Origin of the sequence: Mucilaginibacter limnophilus (assembly GCF_004005815.1) — a bacterium.
Classification (GTDB): Bacteria; Bacteroidota; Bacteroidia; order Sphingobacteriales; family Sphingobacteriaceae; genus Mucilaginibacter; species Mucilaginibacter limnophilus.
This window is the reverse complement of sequence record NZ_SACK01000011.1, coordinates 58143-73630: the sequence shown is the minus strand read 5'-3', so window position 1 is coordinate 73630 and position 15488 is coordinate 58143. Positions and strand designations below refer to the sequence as shown.

The 15488-nt window shown below is 41.1% G+C and carries 8 protein-coding genes; 6 read left to right on the top strand and 2 right to left on the bottom strand.

The genetic code is table 11. From position 1 onward, the window contains the following. Window positions 1-47: 47 nt before the first annotated feature. The 5 genes from EOD41_RS18835 to EOD41_RS18815 all read left to right on the top strand — a co-directional run bounded on the left by EOD41_RS18835 (window position 48) and on the right by EOD41_RS18815 (window position 10305). The gene (locus EOD41_RS18835) at window positions 48-3431 is read left to right on the top strand and encodes a TonB-dependent receptor (protein ID WP_127707868.1); all 3384 of its coding nucleotides are present in this window, start codon (window positions 48-50) and stop codon (window positions 3429-3431) included. Between the two features lie 32 nt (window positions 3432-3463). Beyond that, window positions 3464-5350, top strand: a complete 1887-nt coding sequence (locus EOD41_RS18830; protein ID WP_127707866.1) for a RagB/SusD family nutrient uptake outer membrane protein — start codon at window positions 3464-3466, stop codon at window positions 5348-5350. A gap of 21 nt (window positions 5351-5371) precedes the next feature. Next, on the top strand, window positions 5372-6556 hold the full coding sequence (locus EOD41_RS18825) for a DUF5000 domain-containing lipoprotein (protein ID WP_127707864.1): 1185 nt from the start codon (window positions 5372-5374) through the stop codon (window positions 6554-6556). 101 nt (window positions 6557-6657) lie between these two features. Beyond that, entirely contained in the window at window positions 6658-7704 is a 1047-nt protein-coding gene (locus tag EOD41_RS18820) for a DUF4998 domain-containing protein (protein WP_164849990.1), read from the top strand. Window positions 7705-7806: 102 nt separating this feature from the next. Next, complete coding sequence (locus tag EOD41_RS18815) at window positions 7807-10305, top strand: glutaminase family protein (RefSeq protein WP_240663496.1); 2499 nt, start codon at window positions 7807-7809, stop codon at window positions 10303-10305. 99 nt (window positions 10306-10404) lie between these two features. Here the strand turns inward: EOD41_RS18815 and EOD41_RS18810 are convergent, their stop codons facing one another. Further along, window positions 10405-11238, bottom strand: coding sequence for a sugar phosphate isomerase/epimerase family protein (locus EOD41_RS18810; protein WP_127707860.1), 834 nt, complete (start codon window positions 11236-11238; stop codon window positions 10405-10407). Between the two features lie 5 nt (window positions 11239-11243). Beyond that, window positions 11244-13838 (bottom strand): alpha-L-rhamnosidase-related protein, encoded by a 2595-nt coding sequence (locus EOD41_RS18805; protein WP_164849989.1) that lies wholly within the window; start codon window positions 13836-13838, stop codon window positions 11244-11246. A gap of 329 nt (window positions 13839-14167) precedes the next feature. Here EOD41_RS18805 and EOD41_RS18800 point away from each other — a divergent pair, with 329 nt between their 5' ends. Then, entirely contained in the window at window positions 14168-15055 is an 888-nt protein-coding gene (locus tag EOD41_RS18800; protein ID WP_127707858.1) for an AraC family transcriptional regulator, read from the top strand. The last annotated feature ends 433 nt before the right edge of the window (window positions 15056-15488 follow it).

Sequence of the window (15488 nt, the reverse complement as noted above, 5' to 3'; positions counted from 1 at the left end):
TTAATTGCGGGATAAACTCCCGTGTGACATTAAATTTCATAAGGATAATGAAGCTAACTATTATCTTATTAATAGCAGGCCTTTTACAGGTTCGGGCGGCCGTTTACGGGCAAAAAATAAACTTGTCTGTAAAAGACAACTCACTCGAAACTGTTTTAAAAGAAATTAAAAAGCAATCCGGATATAACATTCTTTACAACCCAACTATATTTCAGGTATCTAAACCTGTAACCATTCAAATAAATAACCTACCGGTTGAGAAGGCGCTGCAAAAATGTTTCGAAGGTCAGCTGCTAACGTATGTTATTGAACGGCAAACCATCATTGTAAAAATGAAAACTGCTGATAAGCGTATTGATGAAAGCATGGTGCCAGAAACTGATAACACAGTTAGGCAAAAAGGTCCTGTTACCGGTACAGTGCGAGACTCCGTAGGTATTTTGCCGGGTGTAACTGTTATGGTAAAAGGTACCACTATCGGTACGAAAACCGATCAGAATGGAAAATATGTGATAGATATACCTGATGATAATGCAGTGTTGGTATTCTCTTTCATCAGCTATGTATCGCAGGAAGTACCAGTGAACGGTCAAACTACCATTGATGTAACCTTAAAACCAGATACTAAAGCATTAACCGAAGTGGTTGTTGTAGGCTTCGGTACACAGAAGCGTACTGATATGGTGGGTTCGGTAACCTCAATTAAATCATCCGACTTGAAAATTCCGTCAAGTAACCTTACCACAGCTTTGGCTGGCCGTGCCGCAGGACTTATTGCTTTTCAGCGCGGCGGCGAACCCGGTCGCGATAATGCTGATTTTTTTATCCGCGGTGTTACCACGTTTGGTTATAAAAACAACCCGTTGATATTGATTGACGGTATGGAGCTGAGTACTACCGATTTGGCCCGCTTACAACCTGATGATATTGCCAGTTTCTCTATCCTTAAAGATGCTACATCTACTGCAGTATATGGTGCGCGTGGTGCGAATGGAGTAATTCTGGTAACCACCAAACAAGGTAAGGTAGGCAAGGCACAAATTGCAGTGCGTTTAGAAAATTCGGTATCTACTGCAGTGAGAGACATTGAGATGGCCGACCCGGTTACTTACATGATACAGGCTAATGAGGCAACCTTAACTCGTAACCCGTTAGGAACTACTTTATACAGCGACGAGAAGATTGCTAATACCGCTGCCGGTGTGAACCCTATCATATATCCGGCTAATAATTGGAAAAAGCAGATATTCAAAGATTACACTATGAATCAGCGCGCCAATTTAAATGTAAGCGGCGGTGGGGAAGTGGCTAAATACTTTATTTCGGGTGCAATTAACCGTGATAACGGTATGTTAAAGGTTGATCACCGGAATAACTTTAATAACAATATCGATCTGACAAGCTATTCTCTTCGTTCAAATATCACCGTAAACCTCACTAAAACTACTGAAATGATTGTACGCCTGAGTGGTAACTTCGACGATTATACTGGTCCGTTAGATGGCGGTGCCGAAATGTATCGCAAAGTGATGCGCTCTAATCCGGTACTATTTCCGCAGTTCTACCCGGTTGATGCCGACCATGCCTTTGTTAAGCACATAATGTATGGTAATTATGATCAGGGCCAATACACCAACCCGTATGCAGATATGACCAAAGGTTATATGAACTATTCACGGTCGTTGATGCTGGCGCAGTTAGAGGCTAAACAGGATCTTTCAGCCATGGTAAAAGGGCTCAATTTAAGTGCTATGATGAATATCAACCGTACCTCTTACTTTGATGTAAGGAGAGCTTACAACCCGTACCTGTACACGCTTACCGGGTATGATCCGGCTGTGAATACCTATAACATAAAAAACATAAATGAAACCACTGCGACAGAGTACCTCGATTATAATCAGGATCCTAATAACCGGCAGCTTAACTCTGTTTTTTATGCGCAGGCAATGTTAAATTACAGCAACCAGTTTAAAAAACACGGCTTTAGCGGTTTGCTTGTGTACATGATGCAGAACAACATCAATGCAAGCGCTACTGATTTGCAGCAATCGCTGCCATTCAGAAACATAGGTGTATCGGGTAGGGCAACTTATAATTATGATAGCCGCTATTATCTGGAGTATAATTTTGGATACAACGGATCAGAAAGATTTGCAAAAAAAAATCGTTTCGGTTATTTTCCGTCAGCCGGTATCGCTTGGAGCATATTTAACGAAAAATTCTTTGAAAAATTCAGGCCCGTTGTTAATAACCTGCGCTTACGGGCTACTTACGGTTTCATTGGTAATGATGCAATAGGTTCGCCGGCCGACAGGTTCTTTTACTTGTCAAACGTAAACATGAATGCCGGTAACCGTGGCGCTACATTCGGAAATGGTCAGGGGGGAGGCACGTATTTAAACGGTGTGGATATTACCCGGTATGCCAATGAAGATATTACTTGGGAAAGATCGGCAAAAGCGAATTTGGCGTTGGAATTAGGACTGTTCAATAAACTTAAATTAACTGCCGAAGTATATTCTGAGAAGCGTAAGAATATCCTGATGTCGCGCGCTTCAATTCCGGTTACTATGGGTTTAACAGCTGATGTACGCTCAAACGTAGGCCAGGCGTCCGGAAAGGGTATGGATATCTCGATGGAATACCAGCAAACGATTAATAAAGATTTTTGGTTTCAGGCAACCGGTAACTTCACTTACGCACGCAGCAAGTACACTGTATATGAAGAGCCTGTTTATAAAGAGGCGTATCGCAGTCGCATAGGCAACCCTATCTTCCAGGAGTACGGATATATTGCCGAGCGGCTGTTTGTTGACGATGCCGAAGCCGCCAATTCCCCCAAGCAAAACTTTGGCCCCTACGGCGGCGGAGACATTAAATACACAGATGTAAACCGTGATGGCCAGATCACCGATGCCGACCGAGTGCCTATTGGCAACCCCCGTTTACCGGAAATTGTTTATGGGTTTGGTTTTTCAAGTGGTTACAAAAGCTTCGATTTTTCTGCGTTTTTCCAGGGGCTGGCTAACGAGTCGTTCTGGATAGATGCCAATAGTACATCGCCGTTTAATAATCAGACGCAGTTATTAAAAGCTTATGCAGATAGTCATTGGTCTGAAGATTCACGCAATGTGTACGCGCTATGGCCAAGACTAAGCCCCGACATCAACAATAATAATAACCAAACCAGTACTTGGTTTATGCGCGACGGGTCATTTTTACGCCTGAAGCAGGTAGAGCTTGGCTACAAAATTCCACAAGGTTTTCAAAATAAGTTACATCTGTCAAGCTGCAGGATATATATAAATGCCACCAACTTACTCAGCTTCAGTAAGTACGATTTGTGGGATGCAGAGATGGGAGGCGACGGACTTGGCTATCCCATTCAACGCGTGTTTAACGTCGGTTTAAATGTTACCATAAGGTAACATACAGTAGTAAAATCATAAACAAACATATTATGAGAAGAGATTTAAAAACAGGAGCGATTGTATTACTTGTTTTGATAGTGTTAACATCCTGCAAAAAGTTTTTGGATGTAGTTCCTGATAACGTAGCGACCATTGATAACGCATTTACCATGCGTACGCAGGCAATGAAATTTCTATTCACCTGCTACTCGTTTATGCCAAAAAACGGTCGGTTGGACGATGATCCGGCTATGGTTGGCGGCGATGAGCTTTGGGAGATACCGGAAAGGGCCGCTTTTTTGGACATGGCCAAAGGCTTTCAAAGCAAGGTTGGCCCGTTGGGCGACAGGTTCCAGCCTATGTACCAAGGGATAAGAGACTGCAATATCTTTTTGGAAAATATCGGTAAAGTGCCCGATATGCAGGAAACCGAGAAAAAGCGCTGGATAGCTGAAGTGAAGTTTCTTAAAGCCTATTATCATTTTATTCTGGTAAGGATGTATGGCCCCATTCCGGTTATTAAAAAAAACCTGCCTATTTCTGCAGACGTTAATGAAGTTAAGGTTTCGCGCGATCCAGTTGATACTTGTTTTAATTACATAGCGCAATTGCTTAACGAGGCAGCACCAGATTTACCATTAACTATTTTAAGCCCCACTACCGAAGCCGGACGCATTACCAGGCCAATTGCTTTATCACTACGGGCCAAAGCATTGGTTACATCAGCAAGTCCTTTGTTCAATGGTAATGCTGATCAGGGCAATTTGAAAAACCACGACGGAACGCCGCTATTTAACACCACTTTTTCTAAAGTAAAATGGGATACTGCGGCTGTAGCTTGCAAAAGGGCTATAGATGTATGTGAAGAAGCAGGTATTAAGCTATATATATATAACCCGGCCTTTCAACAGTTTCAGCTTTCCGATACCATTAATACACAGCTAAGTATCAGAAATGCGGTTACTGAGCGATGGAATAGCGAGATTATCTGGGCCAATACGCAGGCCAATACCGATGGTTTGCAACGTCTGATATCGAGTTGGTGGGATCCCCGCTATCTTGATGGTGTTATTACCAGGGGAGAACTATCGCCACCATTAAAAATTGCCGAAATGTTTTATAGCGAAAATGGCGTACCCATTAACGAAGACAAAACTTGGAATTATAGCGGCCGTTATACATTACGCACAGCCGGAGATGATGATAAACTATATATCCGGAAAGGTTACACAACTGTTGGCCTTCATTTTGACCGGGAACCTAGGTTTTATGCTGACCTTGGCTTTGATGGAAGCATTTACTATGGACAAGGTCGATTTGATGATAAAAAAGACAATGAACTATTTTACCTGGAAGGAAAATTTAAACAACGTAATGGTAAAGGCAAATATGGTTATAATACAGTAACTGGTTATAACTTAAAAAAGCTAATTAATTTTCAGAATACAATTAATTCTAATAATGATTATTCTGTCGTTGATTATCCATATCCGATAATGCGTTTGGCCGATTTATACTTACTATATGCGGAAGCGTTGAATGAATCATCCGGGCCTTCAGCTGAAGTAAACAAATACATTGACTTAGTTAGAAAACGTGCAGGTTTAGGCACCGTTGAATCATCATGGACCAATTTTTCAACTAACCCAGTGAAATTTTTAAACCAGGACGGCATGCGCGACATTATCCAGCAGGAGCGCCTGATAGAATTGGCCTTTGAGTCGCAGCGCTTATGGGATCTTCGCCGCTGGAAAAAATCGTCACAGGTATTAAATGATCAGATAAGGGGTTGGGATATGTCGCAAACGACACCCGAATCATATTATCGTATCACTGTGCTTTACAACCAAACATTTGGCGCAAAAGATTATTTCTGGCCAATATCCGAAGGCAATATGACGACCAATACAAACCTAGTTCAAAACTTAGGCTGGTAATCAAAAATTAAACAGAAGAAAATGAAAAAAATATATTTTATTGGTGTATTAACAGTCGCCCTTTTATGGTACGGCTGCTCAAAAGAAGGCCGACTGGATTTTGTAGATGCGGACTCTCCCGCACCGGGCCAGGTAAGCGCCGTAAAGGTAGAGGCAACCCCTGGTGGCGGGGTATTAACTTACAAGTTACCGTCAGACGCTAACCTGTCATACGTAAAGGCGATTTACGAAATACAACCCGGCGTATTCAGGGAAGCAAAATCATCGAGATATACCGATACACTTAAACTGGTAGGTTTTGGCGATACGCTCACCCATCCTGTAAAAATATACAGTGTGGGCAGCAATGAAAAAGAATCGGCGCCGCTGCTTGTAGATGTTACTCCTAAAACACCACCGGTACGGTCAGTATTTAAAGAGTCTAACTTTGCCGAAACATTTGGCGGGGTAAGTATATCCTTCAGAAATCCTGATAAGGCTGATTTACAAATAGTGGTGTTGCGCGATACTACAGGAAATAATAATTGGGTAACTGTGCGCACTTTTTACACCGCAGCCGTAACAGGTAATTTTGCGGCACGCGGTTTTGAGTCGAAACCGCAAAAGTTTGCAGTGTTCTTTCGCGATCGCTGGAACAATAAATCGGATACACTGATTAAAACCTTAACTCCAAAATTTGAAATAGAGATTCCTAAAAACACGTTTAGTAAGCTGGTGCTTCCTACCGATCAAACCGAGCTGGCCGATCCGGCCTTTAGCGTCGAAAATATCTGGAATGGTTTGTCTGATAGAAGGATCTACGCGTCGTCAAATGCCTCATCCCTGCCGCAATGGATCACTATTGATCTGGGTAAAAAAGTATTACTGAGCCGGTTTAAACAATGGATGGAACCGAACGATCACTGCTATACAGGTTCGGGTTTGAAAACATTTGAATTGTGGGGCTCAAACTCACCTGACCCTGATGGTGGCTGGACGCAATGGACCTTACTAGGTAAATTTGAAACGCTTAAACCATCCGGGCTTCCATTAGGCCAAAAAACCAATGAAGACCAAAACTACGCTACAAATTTAGGGTGCGATTATAACTTTGATATTCAGCCGCCACCGGTGCGTTACCTGCGCCTTAAATCATTAGAAACATATAGCAGCCCAGGGCAGGTAGTAATTATGGAAATGACTTTTTTTGGCCAAATACAACAATAGATATTTATTTAATATAATCATAGAAGAGTATTATGAAAAGGATATATCATGTCGGGCTAATGTTGTTGATAACGATTTGTGTTATAACAGCTTGCCGTAAAATGGACTCGGCATATAAAAATTATGTAGTTCCTGGTGGATTAACCTATGCAGGTAAGGCAACAAAGCCAAAAGCATATTCCGGCCTTAACAGGGTGAAAGTTGCCTGGCTGAGGGGGGCTGATCCGTCAGTTGTAAAAGCAAAGGTATTCTGGAACAGTTTTGCGGATTCGATAAGCGTTGATATTCCGGAGATAGGTGATACCATAAGCGTGATGATTGACAATCTGCAGGAGAAAAGCTACACCTTCATTATTCGCACTTATGATGCCCAAGGCCATTCATCAATACCCGTTGAAGTGGTGGGCGGCTCGTATGGTGAAAAATATCAGGCACAGCTGTTAACGAGACCTGTAAATTCGACTGTCATAAAAACTAACGGTGCTATTACTATTAACTGGGGCGGGGCTGACGTATCAAACGGCGCTTTTGCATCAGAAGTTGAATACACTGACGTGTCAGGAAATGTTAAGCATAAACTTTTCCCGGTAGAATCGCTTACATCGGAAATATTGGACATGAAACCCAACACGAACTATAAGTTTAGAACCCTGTTCAGACCCGACTCGTTAAGTGTTGACAATTTCTACACAGGTTATACCGACGGTGGTTTACGATCGTTTGACAAAAAGGATTGGAAGATCATAGATTATTCAACGCAGCACTCGCCCGGTGAAAACGCTGTAATTAATTTTATCGACGGTACTGATGGAACACGCTGGCATACCTGCGCCGGTTGTTCAAACTACCCGCATTTTGCGACAATAGACATGGGTGTGGAGCGAACAATCACTCAATTTGGTGTTTGGCGAACTACTTATGCTATGCCTGATGGTGACGATCGCGGACCTGATAAGTTCGAATTTTTAACCAGTATAGATAACATTACCTGGATAAATCATGGCTCATTTAATTTTAACCGCCTTATTAATGGCGAACAGCGTTATTTACTGCCTGAAAATGCAAAAGCAAGATACTTTAAATTTGTAGGTACTCAAGGGCCGCAAAGCTATATGGTTATGGGCGAGATAAGTACATACGGACAATAACAAGTTCTGATCGTATAAAATCACATGGGCGTAACTGGGATGATAGCTTTTTACCGGTCATGTGTTTGATCAAAAACAAGTCAATTTAATATCAACATAAAAATGCAAAACTTACTTTATAAATTATCATTAACTACAAAAGCACTAACCACATTAGTAGCAGTAATGCTTGTTTGCGCGATATTTATCCCGTTTTCTCTATCTGCTCAGCAAAGAAAAGCACCATCATATCCCTTAATAACAAATAACACCTATTTTAGCGTTTGGTCAAATTCGGATAAGCTGGCTGAGTCCACCACTACCCATTGGACGGGTGCTGAACAATCATTGATTGGCTTAATTAATGTAGATGGCACAAATTATCGCTTTTTAGGTAAAGAGCCTGAGCAATATCGAACGATATTGCCGACATCTGAAGAAAAAGATTATGTGGTTAAATACACATTTACCAAACCCAATGGTAACTGGACGGGTGTCGAATTTCCGGCAACAGACTGGGAGGAAGGTTCATCTCCTATCGGAGACGGCAAAGAAGATAAGCTAAAGTGGACAAGCAGAGATATTTGGATCAGGAGGGCATTTACAGTAGCACAAGCTGAGGCTATTAATAAACTGCTTTTGAAACTAACATGGGATGATGATATTGAAGTTTCACTTAATGGCGAACCTGTTTTCGCGAAAAAAGGTGTTAGTAAGGGCTATGAGTTTATACCGGTTGATAAATCTAAATTGAAAGGAGGCGAAAATATTTTGGCTATGCATATAGTGAATACCGGTGGCGGCGCACGCGCAGATATCGGTTTGGTAGATCACGAAAAACCGGCATTAAATAAACAACTACAAATGGCCGATCAGAAAAATGTAACCATCAATGCTACGCAAACCATATACAGCTTTAAATGCGGAAAGGTAGATCTGGATGTCACTTTTACTTCGCCATTGTTATTGTCTGATCTGAATCTGCTGTCAAGGCCAGTGTCATACATTACTTATAATGTAAAAGCCAACGATGGCAAAACACATAAAGTAAAGGTGTTTTTTAGTGCATCCACTAATTTGGCAGTGAATCAATCCAAACAGCCAGTTACCGCTTCTAAGTATGTTACAGCCAACTTATCTATATTAAAAGCCGGTACTAATGAGCAGCCCGTTCTGCAAAAAGCAGGTGATGATGTCCGAATAGATTGGGGATATATGTATGTGGCAGCGCCTAAGTCAATAGCTGTATCGCAATTTATCACCAACGGAAAGGATGCTGTTGAAGCGTTTTGTAACGGTGAAAAAACGTCAACCGTTACAAAAGGCACCCAGCTGGCGTTAAACACAGTAATTCCATTTGAGCAGGTTGGGGCGGCAGCCGTATCAAAATTTATTGAGGTAGGTTATGACGATATCTATTCAGTTCAATATTTCAATCAGAATTTAAGACCCTGGTGGAATACATCCGGCAAAGAAACCATTGAAGGGCAGCTTAGTAAAGCTGCGGACGAATACTCCTCGGTACTACAAAAATGTGTTTCCTTCAATAAAAATATGTACACGGATGCATTTAAGTCAGGTGGCAAATCATATGCCGAACTGTGCGTGTTAGCTTATCGCCAGGGCATTGCGGCGCACACATTGGTAAAAAGCCCGCAGGGCGAGGTTTTATGGTTTTCCAAAGAAAATTTTAGCGGCGGTTTTGTTAATACCGTAGATGTTACCTATCCATCGGCGCCATTATATCTTATTTATAATCCTATACTAATGCAGGGCATGTTAAATGGTATATTTTATTTTAGTGAAAGTGGCAAATTCAAAGATAACTTTGCGGCGCATGACCTGGGCACCTATCCTCATGCTAACGGTCAAACCTATGGCGAAGGCATGCCTGTTGAAGAGTCCGGTAATATGATTATCCTTACTGCGGCGATATGTAAAGCACAAGGAAATCCGGCTTACGCAAAAAAACATTGGAAAACTTTAAGCACTTGGGTTAATTATTTAACCGAAGAAGGGTTTGACCCCAAAAACCAACTTTGCACTGATGATTTTGCCGGGCACCTTGCACGTAATGCAAATTTATCAGTAAAAGCGATAGTAGGTATCGGCTGTTATGCCCAACTGGCCGACGCCATGGGCCAAAAAGCAACAGCTGTTAAATACCGTGCCATTGCTAATGATATGGTTAGCAAATGGATGAAACTGGCGGGCGATAAAGATCATTACACATTGACTTTTGAGAACCCGGGCAGCTGGAGCCAAAAATACAACCTGATTTGGGATAAAGTATTACGGCTGAACTTGTTTCCGCAATCGGTGTATGATACCGAAACTAAATACTATCTCACCAAACAAAACGAATATGGGTTGCCGCTTGATAGTCGTAAAAGCTACACAAAGTCTGACTGGATTATGTGGACGGCTACTTTTGCGCCTACCCGAGAGCAGTTTGATACGCTGGTAGAACCGGTATATAAATATGCGTTGGAAACGCAGAGCCGTGTGCCACTTAGCGACTGGCATGAAACCACCAATGGCAAACAAGTAGGTTTCCAGGCACGTAGTGTAGTAGGAGGATATTTTATGAAATTGCTTTACGATAAAATCCGTAAAGAATAGCCGGTACAAAAGTCCCTGATTATAAAAATGCCTCACTCAAAATTTACTATTGAGTGAGGCATTTTTATGACCATCGGCTGTATTATTTTGCTAATTGAGTTAGGTTGCAATAGGTGAGTGTATATTATATCTATTGCTTAGCAGGTCTTTCATGTAACAGTTGATTTTAAACTGATCGACCATTGGTGTGTTGCTCAATGGCACTTTGGGCATGTAAGGTTCGGGACCAAATTCTGTAGTTATAGTGAATACTTTACGGCCTGCCTGTGTGTTTGCTGTTATAATTTGATCCCACCATTTCAAAAAATTATTCACAGCATATTGCCATTCAGGTGCAGCCGGATCGGCTATTTGAGGGCCTTCTTCAAAACCTACACGTGAGTGAATATGTATGCTTCGTTTAATAGCTATATTAACGGTATCAGCAAAATTTTCGAGCATGCTCTCGGTAACACATACCCAGTGCGAAAAGTCGGCGGTGATACGCATATCGCTGCGCTGATCAAAAAAATCAGCAATCATCTGCGGGCAATAACCAAGCCTGCCGCGATGCGTTTCATGCGCCACCTCAATGCCAGTTTTTGCGGTAAACTCCAGTGCTGTGTCTATCAGGTCGAGATTTTGCTGAAAGGTAAAATAATCTCTGCCTGTGTGCGAATTAATAATTATCGGTTCCATTTCGGCACAAGTATTCAGGTTTCTCCGAAAGGATGCTCTGAATTTTTGAAAGGTGCTGCCGTCTGCTTCGTGCTGGTGCGCTACTATATGCATTTGTTCGCGCTGCAGATAATCGTACAATGCGTTTTTCTCTGTTTTATCCTGCGGCACCCAAGTGTCAATACCATGATAACCTGCAAGCTTTATTTTATCCATAAAAGCTATCACTTCAGCATGCTCATATCCCCATTGCGGGCAAAGAATTTTTATATCCATAGGCTTTATGCCTCCTTGCGTATGTGAAATTTAACAGGCTTTTTGCATTCTTTTCTAAAAGATAAGATACCATTAGCATCTGTTTTTAAAGGCTGTACTATGTTATTCATCCTAACCCGGTAGCTTGTATTTGGCTGTAAGCCTTTAATATCGAACTGGTACTTATTTGCTGAGGTGATGATAAAGGAGAATACATTTGCATGCCATGCATCAACTTCCATATCTATGCGTCGCGCAGACGTTGCGGTTATTTGCAGCATTTTAACTTCGCTGTTATCAGGGTAAAAGGTTAAGGTATTGCGTGTTTTGCTTGCACCAAAGGCTTGCTTACTTTTAACAGAAAAGCCGGTGGTACTCATGGTGTAGTTGTTAACGCTTATCTGCAGCTTGTACACCGTATCCCGAAGCGTATACAAAAATTGGGTGCCGTTTAGTACTTTACTCATATTAGGCTCAATACCCATGCGGTTCCATTTTGGGCGCAGGCCATATATATCGCGGTATAAAGCTGTAATACTAGTACAAATTCCGGCCAAAATATCGTCTCCCAAGCCAGTTTGAGTTTGGCGACTATACCTTTGGGATGACAGACCATCCTTTTCGTATTGCTTCAGCAGGGCATTTATGTACTTCAAGGCTATAGCCTTATCATAATGAGTATAGGCCCTAATACCAAGATATCCCCAAGTAGGGAAGATATCCCCATTCTCATACTTAGGAAAGGGCCAGTTACCACCAGAAACTTCTTCGCGCGTGAACGAATCGAAGCATAGTGGCCAGTGAAACAAGTTTTCCTGTACACTTCGTTGTTCAATCTGGTCAAGTATCAGTTTGATTCGTTCAGGATTATCGCACAATGCAAAAGCAATCGCCGCGAAGTTTACCGGCGTAACCAGATTATTGCCGTGCACTGTGCCATCATTATCGCGCCAGTACACATACTGCTTCTTGTTTGCCGACCAAAAACCGCCTTCTTCAACCGGTTTATTGAAGGCTGTTTTAAGGCGAGCTGCTATATCTGTATAGTGAGCCGCCTTTTGCTCATCGCCGAGTATCTTTTCACAATTAGCCCAAAGTGTAAGTGCCTCATACATTTGCGCATTTACAAAGGCGTTCTCATAACTTGCCCAAACAATATCCAGCCAGTCGCTGGCCTTATTCTCGGCAATATTGTTGTTCATCATTTCGAAGATGCCGTTATTATTGGCATCACGTTTTATGAGCCAGTCAAGAGCCTTTTCGCAACTTTTTTGATGCGATCGCAGCCATTTTATGTCGCCGCTCAGGTCAAATTGCTCGCTGGTATTAATTACATAGTCTGGTTGTGAATCAATTGTATATCCCCACATAGCTTCATAATAACCGGTTTTAAGATTATAGGTTCCGGGAATTTCATCGCCAGGTGCATTATGCCAGCGCGACAGTACACGCCCATCAGGGAGCATGGCTAAATCTCGTTCCTGGTCAAGAGTGGCCGCCATATTATGAACGTAATTTTTATCGTTAAGTGCCATGCCTATTTGGGCGAAGAATGGCTCGTGCAAACATTTCCAATTGGTTAACCAGCCATTTGCACCTATAATGTTATTATCAACTACGCCATATCGGCCGGTAGTGTTCATCAGTTCACGTACGGCAGCGGCATCAATACCCGGTAATGTACCACGTGAATATTCTTTAAAATAATATATATACTGCAATTCATATGATACATTGACGGTTGTTTTTTCCACCTCAAAAGGGGCGAACACATCGGCTTTTCCATTTACAAACCGGCTTAAGTTATAGCGTTGCTGAAGTTGAGTATCGGTTATTAGTTGCGTGCAGGTGAATTCGCCTTTTTCAGTGTGCGAGTATTTGGAGGCGATATGGCTCTTGTTATCAATTACCGGAATTATTCGCAAACCATTGCCAGTTTCGGCATTCCATAAAGTTATGCCGCCTGTATGTACGCCATAAGTATCATTTACCTGTTTCAGGTATTTGCACCAAACCATTCCACCGTTATCTAAAATGCCGCCTTTCCATACCGACAGATCATGGAAATTCCATACAGGGAAAGCCATGTCATCAAGGACGGTTTTATTCTTATAGGTGCGGTTAATATTCCAGATTATCCTATCGCCTTTTATATTAAAACTCCAGGTCTCTTTAATTTCAACAGCGTCATCACCATAATTTATACCGCTCAGCGTGACACCGTTTGCATTTTCAGCCACTTTAACAACGTTAATTTGCATGGCCGATGTAAATGAGTTTTGGTGTGTTTTTATCCCTGTATAAATTCCCGATGCAGACAGGGTGTTTTTGCCTTTTATGTTCAATTGCTTTATGACACAGCCATGCGAGTAATCTATTAATATAGCTAACGTTTTATTGGGTAGCCTAATGGTAATTGTTTTGGTAGCGCGGTTAATCTTTATGGCATTTGTGTTTTTGTCAAAAGCATAGATGCTGTTTTGTGCTGTTATTACTATACTTGCAAGTAAAGTGGTTATAAATAGATGTTTATGTATTTTTCGGAATCGTCGGAAAATACCTTTCTTGTGGTTTTTCGTAGTTGATGTTGACGTACTTTTATACTTGATTAATATATTCATTTTATATAGATTAAATACTAATATTCTTCAGGTTTATCAGATCAAAACTATACCAATGAAATGATTTTAGTTTGTAATTAAAGCAGCATTATTTGTATTTTTTGATATATGTTACAAGCTGTTTTTTTTTCTAAAACTCAAGTAATAAAAAGAACGACATCTTTCAACATTATGTAATATTGTTATCAAAACAGCCGAGTTTTGATTATTGATGTTTAAATATTAATCGTAAAATTAGCACTGTTAAATAAAGACAATTTAATAGTGGTCTTATTACCGTAAGCGGTAGGTGTTTAGGGGGCACTTAAATTATGTAATTTATTACGCATATGATCAATTATTATAAATATCTTCCAGTAAGTAAAGAGGACGAACGATGGGGGCTAACGGTGCTGAATGCCGGCTGCACACATATTGAGGCATCACACACTTATCCTATGCTTAATCACCCTGCTCACCACTATTTTAACTGGAACAGTTGGCGCATACTTCAAGAGTTTCAGATTATATATATCACTAAAGGCAAAGGTATTTTCGAATCAGATAGTTGTAAACAATCATCCGTTAAAGCCGGTACCATCATCGTACTTTTCCCCGGCGAAAAACACCGATACAAACCCGACAGCGACACCGGCTGGGATGAATATTGGGTAGGTGTAAAGGGTAAGATTGTTGATAACCTGCTGGTAAACAATTTTATAAAGCCTGAGCATCCCTGCATTTTTATAGGTTTTAACGAAGCTGTTTTTAACCTGTTTGATGGTATCATCCAAAAAACAAGGCAGGAAACACCGGGTTATCAGCCTATGATATCTGGAGCGGTACTTCATCTCATCGGTACGTTTAATGCCATATCCCGGCAGAACCTGGTCGAAAATAAAGAAGAAGAAATTATCATCGATAAAGCCAGACTGCTTTTTCGTGAAAATATCAATAGCTATTACTCGCCCGAAAGTGCTGCCGTTGAATTAAATGTCGGCTACTCGCGTTTCCGTAAGTTGTTTAAAAATTATACCGGCCTGTCTCCTGGTCAGTATTACATCCAGCTAAAAATTGAAAAAGCGAAGGAACTGTTGAACAGTCCCGATTATTCGGTTAAGCAAATAGCTGTCGATCTAAGCTTCGAATCAAACTTTTACTTCTCCAAAGTATTCAGGGAAAAAACGGGTTTAACACCTACCGAGTACCGCAAAAAATGCCTTTCGCAATGGTCGTGAGCCTGGCATTTTCTATCATAATTTATTGAGGCCATTCTCGCTGAAAAGCCGAAGGCTATCACCAAATTTTTTTACTCCACCAACTTTTTGATGCATGCTGATAACACTCAGGCATAATAGCAATTATCCATGCGTTTAAATGCTTATTATATACATTCTTTTCATTGCATTTATAACCAATTGTTCACGTGAAAGTATGTGTAGTATTTACACTGCTTTTCTGATGTGTCAAAATTTATAACTGATTTATCAAATCATCTATTTCTAAGGCATGTCAGTTCGGATACTTTTGAACTGAAGTTGCAAGCACCTGTGCTCGATGTTTTGTTAAATGAAACCATTTGCCGTAAAGCTTATCTCGTTGGATAGCTAACGTAACCTTATTATAAAACTTAAATAGAAAACGCTGTAATGTACAAATACGCTATAGTTG

What these genes read in the sequence shown, in the direction of transcription:
- EOD41_RS18835 (WP_127707868.1), top strand. Translation starts at nt 48, where the DNA reads ATGAAGCTAACTATTATCTTATTAATAGCAGGCCTTTTACAGGTTCGG.
- EOD41_RS18830 (WP_127707866.1), top strand. Translation starts at nt 3,464, where the DNA reads ATGAGAAGAGATTTAAAAACAGGAGCGATTGTATTACTTGTTTTGATA.
- EOD41_RS18825 (WP_127707864.1), top strand. Translation starts at nt 5,372, where the DNA reads ATGAAAAAAATATATTTTATTGGTGTATTAACAGTCGCCCTTTTATGG.
- EOD41_RS18820 (WP_164849990.1), top strand. Translation starts at nt 6,658, where the DNA reads ATGGACTCGGCATATAAAAATTATGTAGTTCCTGGTGGATTAACCTAT.
- EOD41_RS18815 (WP_240663496.1), top strand. Translation starts at nt 7,807, where the DNA reads ATGCAAAACTTACTTTATAAATTATCATTAACTACAAAAGCACTAACC.
- EOD41_RS18810 (WP_127707860.1), bottom strand. Translation starts at nt 11,238, where the DNA reads ATGGATATAAAAATTCTTTGCCCGCAATGGGGATATGAGCATGCTGAA.
- EOD41_RS18805 (WP_164849989.1), bottom strand. Translation starts at nt 13,838, where the DNA reads ATGAATATATTAATCAAGTATAAAAGTACGTCAACATCAACTACGAAA.
- EOD41_RS18800 (WP_127707858.1), top strand. Translation starts at nt 14,168, where the DNA reads ATGATCAATTATTATAAATATCTTCCAGTAAGTAAAGAGGACGAACGA.